The 14182-nt window shown below is 70.9% G+C and carries 13 protein-coding genes and 1 tRNA gene; 11 read left to right on the top strand and 3 right to left on the bottom strand.

The features are described from left to right. Position 1: 1 nt before the first annotated feature. A complete protein-coding gene (locus PV796_RS23420; protein ID WP_274915317.1) occupies positions 2-1009 on the bottom strand; it encodes an HNH endonuclease in 1008 nt (335 codons plus the stop codon). Between the two features lie 489 nt (positions 1010-1498). Here PV796_RS23420 and PV796_RS23415 point away from each other — a divergent pair, with 489 nt between their 5' ends. Together PV796_RS23415 and PV796_RS23410 are read left to right on the top strand one after the other, a co-directional pair. Then, the gene (locus PV796_RS23415; protein WP_274915316.1) at positions 1499-2032 is read left to right on the top strand and encodes a YwqJ-related putative deaminase; all 534 of its coding nucleotides are present in this window, start codon (positions 1499-1501) and stop codon (positions 2030-2032) included. Between the two features lie 8 nt (positions 2033-2040). Next, on the top strand, positions 2041-2598 hold the full coding sequence (locus tag PV796_RS23410; protein ID WP_274915315.1) for an SUKH-3 domain-containing protein: 558 nt from the start codon (positions 2041-2043) through the stop codon (positions 2596-2598). 66 nt (positions 2599-2664) lie between these two features. On the opposite strand, the gene PV796_RS23405 is transcribed toward PV796_RS23410, so the two are convergent. Then, positions 2665-4113, bottom strand: a complete 1449-nt coding sequence (locus PV796_RS23405; RefSeq protein WP_274915314.1) for a sensor histidine kinase — start codon at positions 4111-4113, stop codon at positions 2665-2667. 307 nt (positions 4114-4420) lie between these two features. Between PV796_RS23405 and PV796_RS42425 the strand changes: the two genes are divergently transcribed. The 7 genes from PV796_RS42425 to pth all read left to right on the top strand — a co-directional run bounded on the left by PV796_RS42425 (position 4421) and on the right by pth (position 9126). Beyond that, on the top strand, positions 4421-4549 hold the full coding sequence (locus PV796_RS42425; RefSeq protein ID WP_446750619.1) for a hypothetical protein: 129 nt from the start codon (positions 4421-4423) through the stop codon (positions 4547-4549). 41 nt (positions 4550-4590) lie between these two features. Continuing rightward, complete coding sequence (locus PV796_RS42420; RefSeq protein ID WP_446750618.1) at positions 4591-4902, top strand: hypothetical protein; 312 nt, start codon at positions 4591-4593, stop codon at positions 4900-4902. Between the two features lie 29 nt (positions 4903-4931). Beyond that, positions 4932-5003 (top strand) — tRNA-Gln (locus PV796_RS23395). Between the two features lie 120 nt (positions 5004-5123). Beyond that, positions 5124-6608, top strand: a complete 1485-nt coding sequence (glmU, locus tag PV796_RS23390) for a bifunctional UDP-N-acetylglucosamine diphosphorylase/glucosamine-1-phosphate N-acetyltransferase GlmU (RefSeq protein ID WP_274915313.1) — start codon at positions 5124-5126, stop codon at positions 6606-6608. 73 nt (positions 6609-6681) lie between these two features. Next, positions 6682-7656, top strand: coding sequence for a ribose-phosphate diphosphokinase (locus PV796_RS23385; protein WP_274915312.1), 975 nt, complete (start codon positions 6682-6684; stop codon positions 7654-7656). Positions 7657-7864: 208 nt separating this feature from the next. Next, positions 7865-8446 carry a 50S ribosomal protein L25/general stress protein Ctc gene (locus PV796_RS23380; protein ID WP_274915311.1) on the top strand — a complete coding sequence of 194 codons (582 nt, stop codon included), beginning with the start codon at positions 7865-7867 and terminating at the stop codon, positions 8444-8446. A gap of 89 nt (positions 8447-8535) precedes the next feature. Further along, positions 8536-9126 carry an aminoacyl-tRNA hydrolase gene (pth, locus tag PV796_RS23375; RefSeq protein ID WP_274915310.1) on the top strand — a complete coding sequence of 197 codons (591 nt, stop codon included), beginning with the start codon at positions 8536-8538 and terminating at the stop codon, positions 9124-9126. A 79-nt stretch (positions 9127-9205) separates the two neighbouring features. Here pth and ppc read toward each other — a convergent pair whose 3' ends face one another. After that, positions 9206-11968 carry a phosphoenolpyruvate carboxylase gene (gene ppc, locus PV796_RS23370; RefSeq protein WP_274915309.1) on the bottom strand — a complete coding sequence of 921 codons (2763 nt, stop codon included), beginning with the start codon at positions 11966-11968 and terminating at the stop codon, positions 9206-9208. 306 nt (positions 11969-12274) lie between these two features. Between ppc and PV796_RS23365 the strand changes: the two genes are divergently transcribed. Further along, positions 12275-13261: an acyl-CoA desaturase gene (locus PV796_RS23365; protein WP_274915308.1), complete on the top strand. Its 987-nt coding sequence runs from the start codon at positions 12275-12277 to the stop codon at positions 13259-13261. Positions 13262-13268: 7 nt separating this feature from the next. Further along, the gene (locus PV796_RS23360) at positions 13269-13970 is read left to right on the top strand and encodes a TetR family transcriptional regulator (protein ID WP_376566166.1); all 702 of its coding nucleotides are present in this window, start codon (positions 13269-13271) and stop codon (positions 13968-13970) included. Positions 13971-14182 lie beyond the last annotated feature (212 nt).

The raw sequence follows: 14182 nt of genomic DNA, 5'->3' as shown, positions 1-14182 counted from the left end.
ATCAGCCCCCCACCGGCACGGCGTACGCGAAACCGCCGTCCACCATCAGGTTCGCCACCGTCTCCAACTCCGGCGGATTCCCCGCCAGTCGCTGGAGGAAGTCATCGAAATCCGCACCACAGGGCAACATCAGCCGCTCCACCCGCTCCTGCACCGACCACCCGTCCTGATCCCGGGCGTCGTCGTAGGGACAGAACCACACCGAGCCCGACGCCTCGCCGCGCACCTTCACCGCGATCACCCCGCCCTGCGCGAACGCCACCCCCAGGTAGTCCTTGGTGAAGTGGTCGCGCAGGCACTTGTTCACGTAGACGAGGTCGTTGACCGCGGCGTCGTCCAGCACCGTGAAGAACGGCTGGTCGACCAGGAGTCCCAACTCCGCGTCCAGCGCCGCCCCTACGGGCGCGCAGCCGCCCGCCGCCTTCAGGAACGAGCGGTACGCCCCCGGCAGTCGGTAGCCCAGCGCCTCCTCGGCCTGCGCCAGTTGCTCCTCGGCGACCGCCAACTCCCGCCGCGGCAGCCCGAAATGCACCGGCCGGGTCTCCTGCAGCGGCCGCGTCCCGCGCTTGTCGTGCGCCACCGCCGCCGTCGCCAGCCCCGCGTGGTGCCGCAGCAGCGCCTTCACCTCGACCGGGACCAGCTCCATCCGCCGGGTCCCCGCCACGTGGTGCCAGGTCCAACCGTGCGGCGTCGCCACCGACGGGACGTCTATCCACAGCTCGTGCCCCTGCGCGTGCAGCGCCGCGTTCGCCGACACGAAGTCCGTCAACCGCAGCTCGTCGACGCCGAAGCCCTCCGGCGGCTCGGCGATCTCCGCCGCCGCGCGCGCGTACGGCGAGAAGTCCGGGAAGCCGTTCCCGTCCATCCGCACGCCCGCCGGATACCGCGCGGCCCGCACCGGATCCGGGAAATGCACGACCTGCCCGGCGTAGGCCGAGTTCGGTGGCACGGGACGTCCTTGGGCCTGGAGGCCGGGGTGTGCCCCCGGCCCTTGCCGACCTGTCGTCATCGCGGTTGCCCCCTGGCTGAAGCTGGCTTTGGGGCACAGCCTATGCGGTGCCGCAACACCCCCTCCCGCCACCCGACCACCGCCCCGCGACGCCACCGGAGCGCCGCGGATACGGGATGACATCTCCCGTTTTCGGCACCCCGCCCGCTCCCCCGGCAACGCCTCCCGCCCGCGCCCGCCCCGCTCCCCGGGCGCCCCCCTTTGCACCTTGGCGCCGCGACGCCTCCCGTTTGCACCCCTGGCCCGCACCCCAACTCGTATTCCAACGGCACCGTCCGTCAGCCCCGTGACACCCTCACCTCACCCACCCCGCCCGTCACCCTCCACACCCACCACCGCACCCCGCCCACCAGGACCGTTACCGGCCACCCGACGAACCGTCACATCCCAGTGACATCCCCGACAGCGCGCCCGACTACCGCAACGCCCAGCACATTTGGCAATCTGACCTCCGCAAACCGGGGGAATTGCAGGGAGGGAAGCACCACCATGACCACCACCGCACACCACACGTCCACCGCCGGCGACCCCCGCGCCAGCGGCGACCCCCGCATCGGCTGGAGCGGCACCGCCGACACCGACCGCGCCCCCGCCCTCCACCACCGCCGCGACGGCATCCTCCCCACCATCGGCGCCGCCCTGTCGGTACGCGGACAAACCCTCACCTGTACGGCCAGCAAGGCCGAACAACCCCCCACCCTCCACCCCCTCGTCCAGGACTTCCTGGACACCCTCACCACCGCCCAGCGCGACCGCTTCACCGGCCGCTGCCCCGAAGCCGTCCTGCTCTCCCGCCACCTCACCGCCGTCGAGGGCAACCGCGGCAAACGCGCCTCCCGCAAACCCCTCACCAACGGCGAGGCCCGCCGCTCCCTGAAACACTCCAAGATCACCGCACGACACATCCGCGAGGACGGCGACCCCCAACACGGCGGCTACGCGCCCCCCTGCCGCTCCTGCGACGCACTCCTCGCCCACTTCGGCGTCATGCCCATCGGGGCCACGACGCCCCAAGGGAGCTGACCACCACCATGCCGCCCACCCCCCGCACCCCCGCCCCCGACGGCACCGGCTCCACCCGCTTCCCCGCCGCCGTCGACATCGCCCTCCAGGACGCCGGCTGGCAACCCGGCCGCTGGGACATACACCAGGCCGAAAGCTGGGCCGACACCCTCCGCGCCCACACCTCCCCCGCCGGCCACCGCCACACCGTCTTCCCCGCCGCCGTCGAAGCCTGGGCCGAATTCGGCGGCCTGCGCATCACCGGCCCCGGCCCCGGCCGGCACATCGCCCCCACCCCGTTCGTCATCGACCCGCTGCTCGGCCTCCACCTCGCCCGCACCCTCGGCGACCTCGGCCGCGCCCTCGCCACCCACGTCGCCCCGCTCGGCCAGGAACAACTCCCCGACACCAAGGCCACCCGCGGCACCACCCACCCGCAGGCCACCCTCGCCATCGACACCGAGGGCCGCGTCTACAGCCTCGACCACACCGGCGACTGGTACCTCGGCCCCGACCTCGACCAGGCCCTCGGCACCCTCATCCTCGGCACCCGCCCCAGCCGCCTCACGGTCGCCAACGACGCCTGACGCACGCCACGTTGACCAACGGGCCGACGACCGGCTGACCGGCGAAACGGGCAACCGCCCCGCGCCTCAGACCGCCTGCGCCGCCGACGCCGCCGACGGCACCACCGCCGACACCCGGAAACCCCCCGCCTCCGTCGGCCCGGACACGAACACACCACCCAGCGCCGACACCCGCTCCCGCATCCCCACCAGACCGTTCCCGCCGCTCGGCAGACCCGCGTCCGTCGCCCCCCGCTCCGACGGCCCGTTCTCCACCTGCACCGCCACCTCGCCGACCCGATGCGCCAACCGCACCCGCGCCCGCGCACCCGGCGCATGCTTGTGCACGTTCGTCAACGCCTCCTGCACCACCCGATACACGGTCTGCTCCACCCGCGCCGCATACCGGGGCCCACCGGCACCCGCCACGGCCGCCTCCCCCGCACCCCCGTCGCCGTCGCCGTCCACGGCTCCCTGCACCGCGAACTCCACCGCCATCCCTGCCGCCCGGGACTGCTCCACCAACTCCCCCAACTCCGACAGCCACGGACCGTCCCCCTCCGGCTCCGCACCACCCGCCGACCCACCGGCCGCCGCCGACGCCGCCGCACCCCCGGCCGCCTGCTGCGACACCCGCGACGCCACCGCAGCCAACCGCTCCGGCTCGTCCGAACCCCCCGACCCGAGCACCGCCGAACCCTCCGCGGTCCGCAGCACCCCCAACATCTCCCGCAACTCCGTCAACGCCTGCCGCCCCATGTCCCCCACCAAAGCGGCGTTCCGCGACGCCTTCTCCGGATCCTTCAACGCCACCGCCTGCAACGCCGCCGCATGCACCACCATCAGACTCACCCGGTGCGCCACCACGTCGTGCATCTCCCGCGCGATCCGCGTCCGCTCCTCGTTACGGGCCCACTCCGCCCGCTCCTCGGCCCGCTCCGCCAGCAGCGACAGCTCCCGCTCCAAACCGTCCGCCCGCTCCCGCAGGCTCTCCACCAACCGCCGCCGGGCACCGACGTACAACCCCCACAACACCGGCGGAGCCGACAGCACCAGCCCCACCGTCAGCGCCATCAGCGCCACGAACCACACCGGCGGATGGAAGGCCGGCTCCGTCGCCACGTCCTGCCGCATGCTGAGGAACGTCGTCAGCACCGTGCCCGCGACCGTCATCCCGGCCAACAACCCGATGATCCGCCGCGGCACATCCGACGCCGCCAACGTGTAGAGCCCCACCACGCCCAGCAGCACACCCATCTCCGCGGGCATCACGGCGATCGACACCAGCACCACCACGACCGGCCACCGCCGGCGCACCAACAGCACCGGCCCGGCCACCAGCCCCAGCAGCACCCCCACCGCCACCGGCACCCCCGCCGTGTGCGCGAACGGCACCCCCTCCGCCGCGCACTCCGCCGTCGACAACACCGCCAGCACCACGTCCAACACCGCGCTGCGACGCCGCGCCCACCACCAAGGACCGCCCCCAGGCGTCCCTCGCGCGGCCACGCTCTCACTTGCCCCCGTTGCGGTCATACCGACCAGCGTACGGGCGCCGACCCCGCTTCCCGGGGCCCCGACCCAGCACACTGACCGGCCCGTTACCCACCACTACGGCCAGTTATCGCTCGAACTGTTAAATCGCTCGCACTTTCGCCCCTCCGCACCCCTCACCCCCACCAACCTGACCCCATGACCCACGACCGCCCCCACCCCGACGACGAAGCCTCACGCCCGCACGCCGTCACCCTCCGCCGCCGCCGGATCCGCGACCGGCCGCACCTCCACAACAACGACACCGGCCCGGACCGCCGGCCGGAAACGCCGGGACCACGAGTTGGCCGTGCGCGACGAGGAACGCCGGCGCACCAAGGGCACGGCGGAGGCCGAGGTCGGCGCCCCGTCGGACCGGGAACCGCTCTTCGCCGGCGCAGCGTTGTACTGGGCCGAGGGCACGAAGGACAAGCCATAGGCCCGCGGGACCACCTCGCCCTCGTCAACAGCGACCCGGGCGTGATCAAGGTCTTCCCGGCCTGGTTGCGACTGCTCGGCGTCGAACCGGAGCGTCTGCGTTATCGCGTGATGATTCACGTCACTGCGGACGTGGTCGCCGCCGAGCGCTACCGGGCCGATCTCGTGGGCGTCGACGTCGTCGCGCTCCAGAAAACCACGATCAAGAAGCACCCTCCGAAGACCGTCCGCACGAACACGGAAGCGGGCCACCACGGCTGCCTGGTGATCCGCGTGCGGCAAAGCGCTGACCCATACCGTCGCATCGAAGGCTGGTGGTACGGCATAGTGTTGGGTGCCAAGCGGGCAGCCTGACGGGATGTCCGGTTTGGCTTGCTTTACATTCCCCTGTGGTGTAATTGGCAACACGGGTCACTTTGGATGATTTGTTCCAGGTTCGAGTCCTGGCAGGGGAGCACAGCACTTCACGGGTCCTGACCATTGGGTCAGGACCCGCGCTCGTTTCCCCCGCAATACGCCCCGGTATCCTTCGGGTGTCCACCACCCGAAGAAGCCAAGAAGCCGAAGGGCATCCCGTGAGCGCCAACCGCCCGGCCGCCGTCGTCGTTCTCGCAGCGGGTGAGGGAACCCGCATGAAGTCGACGACCCCCAAGGTCCTGCACGCGATCTGCGGCCGATCCCTCGTCGGCCATGTCGTGGCCGCCTCCCGTGAGCTGGACCCCGAGCACCTCGTCGTGGTCGTCGGCCACGCCCGCGAGCAGGTGCGCGAGCACCTCGCCGCGATCGATCCCGCCGCCCGTACCGCCGTGCAGCACGAGCAGAACGGCACTGGCCACGCCGTGCGCACGGCGCTGGAGGAGCTGAGCGGGGACGGCATCACGCTCGACGGCACGGTCGTCGTGGTGTGCGGTGACACCCCGCTGCTGACCGGCGAGACGCTGGCCAAGCTGAGCGAGACGCACACGGCGGACAAGAACGCCGTGACGGTGCTGTCGGCCGAGGTGCCGGACGCGACGGGCTACGGGCGGATCGTGCGGGACGGGACGTCCGGCGCGGTCACCGAGATCGTCGAGCACAAGGACGCCAGCGAGGCGCAGCGGGAGATCCGGGAGATCAACTCCGGGGTGTTCGCGTTCGACGCGCGGCTGTTGGTGGAGGCGCTGGGCAAGGTGCGCACGGACAACAGCCAGGGTGAGGAGTACCTCACGGATGTGCTGGGGATCCTGCGGTCGGCCGGGCACCGGGTGGGGGCCGCGGTGGCGGCGGACCACCGGGAGATCCTGGGGATCAACAACCGGGTGCAGTTGGCGGAGGCGCGGCGGCTGCTCAACGCGCGGCTGCTGGAGCGGGCGATGCTCGCCGGCGTGACGGTGGTGGACCCGGCGTCGACGTGGGTGGACGTGTCGGTGACGTTCGAGCAGGACGCGACGGTGCAGCCGGGGACGCAGTTGTTGGGTTCGACGCATCTGGCGTCGGGTTCCGAGGTGGGTCCGCAGTCGCGGCTGACGGACACGGTCGTGGGTGCGGGGGCGTCGGTGGCGTTCACGGTGGCGGAGGGCGCGCAGGTCGGGCCGGAGGCTTCGGTGGGTCCGTACGCGTACTTGCGGCCGGGGACGCAGCTGAGCGTGAAGGCGAAGGCCGGGACGTTCGTCGAGATGAAGAACGCGCAGATCGGTGAGGGCACGAAGGTGCCGCATCTGTCGTACGTCGGGGATGCGACGATCGGTGAGTACACCAACATCGGTGCGGCGAGCGTGTTCGTGAACTACGACGGCGAGGCGAAGCACCACACGACGGTGGGGTCGCACTGCAAGACGGGCTCGGACAACATGTTCGTGGCGCCCGTGACGATCGGGGACGGCGCGTACACCGCGGCCGGTTCGGTCATTACCAAGGATGTGCCCCCGGGTTCGTTGGCGGTCGCGCGCGGCCAGCAGCGGAACATCGAGGGTTGGGTCGCGCGCAAGCGGCCCGGGAGCGCCGCCGCGCAGGCCGCTTCGTCCGCTCGCGATTCGGAGTCGGGTCAGGGTTCTGACGTGGCGTCCGAGGGTGAGCGGTGACTGTGCCGACGGGTATGCCGTGCGGGGCGTACCGTGATGAGCGCACGCAAACCGTGATGCAAGGAGATGTGCTGTGACCGGGATCAAGACGACCGGCGAGAAGAAGCTGATGCTCTTCTCCGGCCGCGCCCACCCCGAGCTTGCTGAGGAGGTCGCGCACCAGCTGGGTGTGGGCCTGGTCCCGACGAAGGCTTTCGATTTCGCCAACGGTGAGATCTATGTCCGTTATCAGGAGTCGGCGCGCGGTGCGGACTGCTTTTTGATTCAGAGCCACACGGCTCCGATCAACAAGTGGATCATGGAACAGTTGATCATGATCGATGCGTTGAAGCGGGCCTCGGCCCGGAGCATCACCGTGGTCGTGCCGTTCTACGGGTATGCGCGGCAGGACAAGAAGCACCGTGGGCGTGAGCCGATTTCGGCGCGGCTGATCGCGGACCTGATGAAGACGGCGGGCGCGGACCGCATCGTCACGGTGGATCTGCACACGGACCAGATCATGGGCTTCTTCGACGGCCCGGTGGACCATCTGTTCGCGCTGCCGGTGCTGGCGGACTACGTGGGCGCGAAGGTGGACCGGGACAAGCTGACGGTGGTCTCGCCGGACGCGGGTCGGGTGCGGGTGGCGGACCGCTGGTGTGACCGGCTGGGTGCGCCGCTGGCGATCGTGCACAAGCGCCGGGACAAGGACGTGGCGAATCAGGTCACGGTCCACGAGGTCGTCGGTGACGTGAAGGGCCGGGTGTGTGTCCTGGTCGACGACATGATCGACACCGGTGGCACGATCTGCGCGGCGGCCGAGGCGCTGTTCGCCAATGGTGCGGCGGACGTGATCGTGACGGCGACGCACGGCGTGCTGTCGGGTCCGGCGGCGGACCGGCTGAAGAACTCGAAGGTGAGCGAGTTCGTGTTCACGAACACGCTGCCGACGCCTTCGGAGTTGGAGCTGGACAAGATCACGGTGCTGTCGATGGCGCCGACGGTCGCGCGGGCGATCCGTGAGGTGTTCGAGGACGGTTCGGTGACGAGCCTCTTCGACGAGCAGTGAGTTTCGTCGCGTTGGGTCGGTGGTCGGCGGTGGCCGGCTAGATCGACTTTGGGCGGCCTTTCTGGCCGGGTAGACTCTTGGGGTTGCTCGGCGAGGGAGGCCGCCCTTTTGCGGTGGTGCTCCGTTATCGACGCGCTCTTCGTAGCTGGTCTGTCGTGGGCCGGGTGACGCCCCGCAGAGGTTTCTTTGAGATACGAGGAGTGCTGGCATGGCTGAGATCAAGCTCACCGCTGAGTCCCGGGACGAGTTCGGCAAGGGCGCGGCGCGTCGTCTGCGTCGCGAGGAGAAGGTTCCGGCTGTCATCTACGGGCACGGCGCGGAGCCGAAGCACGTGGCGCTCGACAGCCACTCGCTGATGATGGCGCTGAAGACGCCGAACGCGCTGATCCGTCTGGAGATGGGCGCCGAGAGCGAGCTGGTGATCCCGAAGGCGGTGCAGCGTGAGGCGATCCGTCGCTTCCTGGTGCACGTGGACTTCCTCGCGGTGAAGAAGGGCGAGAAGGTCGCCGTCGAGCTGCCGATCCAGACCGAGGGTGAGCTGGCGCCGGGTGGCAACCTGCTGGAGCACCTGCTGAACACGCTGCCGGTCGAGGCCGAGGCGACGCACATCCCGGAGTCGGTCACCGTCTCCATCGCGGGTCTGGACGCCGGTCACACGGTGCTGGCCAAGGACATCGCGCTGCCGGCCGGTGTGACGCTGGCGGTCGAGGAGGACGCCGCGGTGCTGCAGGTCGTCGCGGCGCAGGCGGAGGCTCCGGCCGAGGCTGAGGGCGAGGGCGAGGAGGGCTGAGCCCTCGCGCGGTAGTTTTCTTCCCAACCGCTGTCGCGGCGCCGTCCGGCGCCGGGCGGCGGTTGGGTCGTTTTTGAGGAGACGTGGACATGACGGATGCGGCGAGCCCCTGGCTCATCGTGGGGCTGGGCAATCCGGGCCCGGAGTACGCGGGCAACCGCCACAACGTGGGCTTCATGGTGGCCGATCTGCTGGCGGAGCGGATGGGTGGCCGGTTCAAGGCGCACAAGGCGCGGGCTCAGGTGGTGGAGGGACGGATCGGTCCGCCGGGTCCGTTGAGCCGTCGGGTGGTGGTGGCGAAGCCGTCGTCGTTCATGAATCTGTCGGGCGGACCGACGACGGCGTTGCGGGACTTCTACAAGGTGCCGGTGGCCAACATCGTGGCGGTGCACGACGAGTTGGACATCGATTTCGGCGCGTTGCGGTTGAAGCTGGGGGGCGGCGACAACGGGCACAACGGGCTGAAGTCGATCACGAAGTCGTCGGGGGCGGAGTACCACCGGGTGCGGTTCGGGATCGGGCGGCCGCCGGGGCGGATGCCGGTGGCGGATTTCGTGCTGAAGGACTTCTCGTCGGCGGAGCGCAAGGAGCTGGACTACTTCGTGGACCGGGCGGCGGATGCCGTGGAGGCGCTGGTCATCGAGGGGCTGGAGCGGGCGCAGTCGACGTACAACTCGTAGGCGGTGCGCGGGGGAAGGCGGCGGGCCCGTCCGGAGCGGTTGCTCCGGACGGGCCCGTCGTCGTGTCGGGGGGTCGGGGTCAGCCGGTGTTGCGGAGGCCGGCGGCGACGCCGTTGACGGTGAGGAGGAGGGCGCGGGAGAGGAGGGGGTCGGGTTCCTGGCCGGCGGTGGCGGCGTCGCGCTGTCGCTTGAGGAGGGAGACCTGGAGGTAGGAGATGGGGTCGAGGTAGGCGTCGCGGACGTGGAAGGTCTGCTTCAACACGGGGCTCGCGTCGAGGAGTTCGTCCTCGCCGGTGATGCGGAGGACCTCGGCGACGGTGAGCTCGTGCTCGGCCTTGAGGGTGTCGAAGACGTGCTTGAGGTCGTCGGGGACGAGGGTGTCGACGTAGTGCTGGGCGATCCGCAGGTCGGTCTTGGCCAGCGTCATCTCGACGTTGGAGAGGAAGTTGCGGAAGAAGTGCCAGTGTTCGTGCATCTCGTCGAGGACGCTGCCGAGGCCGGCTTCGCGGGCGGCCTTGAGGCCGGTGCCGACGCCGTACCAGCCGGGGACGATCTGGCGGGACTGGGTCCAGCCGAAGACCCAGGGGATGGCGCGGAGGCCGTCGAGTCCGGCGCCGGAGTCGGGGCGGCGGGAGGGGCGGGAGCCGAGGTGGAGGTCGGCGAGCTGGTCGACGGGGGTGGAGGCGAAGAAGTAGGCGGGGAGGTCGGGGTCCTCGACGAGGTGGCGGTAGGCGTGGTGGGCGGCGTCGGAGACGGTGTCCATGGCGGCGTCCCAGCGGGCGAGGGCCTCGTCGGACTGGCGGGGTGCGGTGTGCAGGGCGGATGCCTGGAGGGTGGCGGCGACCGTCAGCTCCAGGTTTTCGCGGGCCAGTGACGGGACGAGGTACTTGTCGGAGATGACCTCGCCCTGTTCGGTGACCTTGATCTCGCCTTCGAGGGTGCCGTAGGGCTGGGCGAGGATCGCGTCGTGGGAGGGGCCGCCGCCGCGGCCGACGGTGCCGCCGCGGCCGTGGAAGAGGCGCAGGCGGACGCCGTGGCGGTGGGCGACGTCGCGCAGCAGGCGCTGGGCGCGGTGGATCTCCCACTGGCTGGTGGTGATGCCGCCGAACTTGGAGGAGTCGGAGTAGCCGAGCATGACCTCCTGGACGTCGCCGCGGAGGGCGACGAGGCGGCGGTAGGAGGGGTCGGAGAGCATGTCGTCGAGGAGCTGGTCGGCGATCTTCAGCTCGTCGGTGGTCTCCAGGAGGGGGACGATGCCGACCTTGGCCCAGCCGGCGTGCAGGTCGATGAGGCCGGCCTCGCGGGCGAGGACGGCGGCGGCGAAGACGTCGTCGGAGCCCTGGCACATGGAGATGATGTAGGACTCGATGACCTCGGGGCCGAAGGTCTGCTTGGCCTTGCGGATGGTGCGGAAGACGCCGAGGGTCTTGGCGCCGGCCTCGTCCAGGGGCGCGGGGCTGGGGGCGAGGGGGCGGCGGGAGCGGAGTTCCTTGGCCAGCAGCTTGCGGCGGTAGTCGCGGGGCATGTCGACGTAGCGCCAGGATTCCTCGCCGAGGCGGTCGAAGAGCTGGCCGAGGGCGTGGTGGTGGGCGTCGGCGTGCTCGCGGACGTCCATGGTGGCGAGCTGGAGGCCGAAGGCGCCGATGGTGCGCAGGGTGCGCTCCAGTCGGCCGTCGGCGATCAGGCCGCCGCGGTGGGCGCGCAGCGAGGTCTGGATGAGGGTGAGGTCGTCGAGGAGTTCGCTGGTGCCGAGGTAGTCGTGGCCGGGGACGTGGGGGGTGTCGGCGGCGAGGCGGTCGCGGGTGTTGAGGAGCTTCTGGCGGATGCAGGTCGCCTTGAGGCGGTAGGGCTCTTCGCTGTTGAGGCGCTTGTAGCGGGGGCTGATCTCGGGGAGGAGGTCGAGGTCCCGCTGGAGCGAGGTGAGGAGTTCGTCGGTGGCGCCGCAGTTGCGGATGGAGTTGGAGAGGGCGCCGCGGAGCTCGTCGATGTGTTCCAGGGCGTCGGTGATGCCGTGTTCGTGCTGGAGGATCAGGACGTCCCAGGTGACCTGGGGGGTGACGTTGGGGTTGCCGTCGCGGTCGCCGCCGATCCAGGTGCCGAAGGTCAACGGGCGGGTGCCGGCGGGGAGTTCGGTGCCGGCGCGCTCCAGTTCGGCGGCGAGGTCCTCCAGGACGTCGCCGACCGCGCCGCGGCCGAGTTCGTCGAGGTAGTAGATGGCGTTGCGGGCCTCGTCGGTGGGTTCGGGCCGGGCGACGCGGAGTTCGTCGGTCTGCCAGATGAGGTCGATGCTCTCGGCGAGGCGGAGGTCGGTGCGGCGGCGGTCGACGGCGTCGGTGCGGTCCAGCAGCTCGGCGATCTTGCGGAGCTTGGTGAGGACGGAGCGGCGGGCGGCCTCGGTGGGGTGGGCGGTGAAGACCGGGCGGACGCCGAGGTTGGCGGCGGTCTCGCGCAGGTGCTCGGGGTCGGCGTCCTTGAGCATGTCGGCGGTGCGGGCCAGGATGCCGCCCTCGGCGGCGCGCCTGGCGCGCAGTTCGCGGCCGCGGTGGACCTGCTCGGTGACGTTGGCGAGGTGGAAGTAGGTGGAGAAGGCGCGGACGAGCTTGGCGGCGGTGGCCAGGTCGGTCTCGCCGAGGAGCCGGGCGGCGGCCTCACCGTCGGTGCGGGTCAGGGCGCGGACCTGTTCGACGAGGTCGAGGAGTTCCTGGCCCTCCTGCCGGACGAGGGTCTCGCCGAGGAGGTCGCCGAGGCGGCGGATGTCGGCGCGCAGGGCGCCGTTGTCGCCGGTGGAGGGGGTGGCCTTGGGGGCGGCGGACTCGGCGGGGGTGTGGTCGGCACTGCTCACGGATGCGGCTCCTTGCGGGGATGGTGCAGTCATTGAGCACGTCTGTGCGGGGTGCGGACCGCGCTGTCCGACGTCCCCAGGATAGGTCTCTCCCCCTTGCCCGGGATCACACCGTCCGCAGGGTGGGCATCGGGCGCGGGCGGCGGGGCGGGGCCTGTCACGGCCTTGCCCGGGGTGGTGTCACTGCCATACTTACGAGACCGTAGGTTACGGTCCCGTAGGGCCGTAGCCGTGCCCCCGAGCCCCCGAGCCCCCGACGAGGGACACCACATGACCGCTGGTCCCAAAGCCGTGGAAGAGTCGCCGATGCCGCTTGACGCGCCCGCCGGTTCCTCTGCCGCCTCCGCCGTGCCGTCCGCGACGCTCGGCGGTGAGCAGCGCAGATCCCTGGAACAGATCACCCTGCTGTTGTTCATCGCGGTGCCGTTCCTGGCCCTGGTCGCGGCGGTGCCGCTGGCCTGGGGCTGGGGCGTGAGTTGGTTGGACCTCGGCCTGTTGGTGGCGATGTACTTCATCGGTTGCCACGGCATCACCATCGGCTACCACCGGTACTTCACGCACGGCGCGTTCAAGGCGAAGCGTCCGCTGCGGATCGCGCTGGCGATCATGGGGTCGCTGGCGGTGGAGGGGCCGCTGGTCCGCTGGGTCGCCGATCACCGCAAGCACCACAAGTTCTCCGACGCGGAGGGCGATCCGCACTCGCCGTGGCGCTACGGCGAGACGGTGCCGGCCCTGCTGAAGGGCCTGTGGTGGGCGCACATCGGCTGGATGTTCGACGAGGAGCAGACGCCGCAGCACAAGTACGCGCCGGATCTGGTCAAGGACCCGGCGATCCGTCTGGTCTCCCGCCAGTTCGTGCTGTGGACGGTGGTGTCGCTGCTGACGCCGCCGCTGGTGGGCGGGCTGGTGACGTGGTCGTGGCAGGGCGCGGTGACGGCGTTCTTCTGGGGCTCGCTGGTGCGGGTGGCGCTGCTGCACCACGTGACGTGGTCGATCAACTCCATCTGTCACGCGGTCGGCAAGCGGCCGTTCAAGTCCCGTGACCGGTCCGGCAACGTGTGGTGGCTGGCGGTGCTGTCGTGCGGGGAGTCCTGGCACAACCTGCACCACGCCGATCCGACCAGTGCCCGGCACGGGGTCCTGAGGGGCCAGGTGGATTCCAGTGCCCGGCTGATCCGCTGGTTCGAGCGGGCGGGGTGGGCGTATGACGTGCGGTGGCCGAGCGCGGCCCGGATCGACGGCCGGCGCAAGGACGGCGCCCGGGGCGAGGGGAAGGCCCCGCTGGGGGCATGATTGACGGGTGGCGATCGACAGCAGCGCGAACAACGGCAGTAAGAGGAAGTCCTCGGGGGGCTCCGCACCCTCGTCCTCGGGCACCCGGCGGGCCCGCCGGGTGCGGATGACCGGTGCGGAGCGCCGTGAGCAGTTGCTGGACATCGGCCGCACGCTGTTCGCCGAGCGCGGCTACGAGGGCACGTCGGTGGAGGAGATCGCGGCGAAGGCCGGGGTCTCCAAGCCGGTGGTCTACGAGCACTTCGGCGGCAAGGAGGGGCTGTACGCGGTGGTCGTGGACCGCGAGATGCGGCAGCTCCTGGACATGGTGACCGGCGCGCTGACCGCCGGTCACCCGCGCGAGCTCCTGGAGCAGGCGGCGTTCGCGCTGCTCGACTACATCGAGACGTTCACGGACGGCTTCCGGATCCTGGTGCGGGACTCGCCGGTCGCGCAGTCGACGGGCACCTTCGCGTCGCTGATCAGCGATATCGCCACGCAGGTCGAGGACATCCTGGGCCTGGAGTTCAAGGCCCGGGGCTTCGATCCGAAGCTGGCGCCGCTGTATGCGCAGGCGCTGGTGGGGATGGTGGCGTTGACGGGGCAGTGGTGGGTCGACACCCGTAAGCCGAAGAAGGCGGAGGTGGCGGCGCACTTGGTGAATCTGGCGTGGCACGGGTTGGGGAATCTGGAGGCTCGGCCTCGGTTGATAGGGCATCGGAAGAGTTAGCGCCCGTCCCGCGGGCAGGGGGCTTCCCGCGTTGTGGTTGCGGTGGTTGGGCCTTCCGCCCGGGCCGGTGGGTTGGTGGTCACGCGCCGCGGCGGCGGGGGTGTGTGGTGGTCGCCCCGCGGTGTTGGCCGCCCCTGTTGTGTGGCGGAGGTGGCCTCGCCCACTCTTCGGTGGGTGGGGGTCGGCCACGCGGTCGCGTCCTGTCGTCGTGG

It is taken from the genome of Streptomyces sp. WZ-12 (assembly GCF_028898845.1).
In the GTDB taxonomy this organism is placed as follows: Bacteria; Actinomycetota; Actinomycetes; order Streptomycetales; family Streptomycetaceae; genus Streptomyces.
This window is presented reverse-complemented; position numbering and strand designations above follow the sequence as displayed.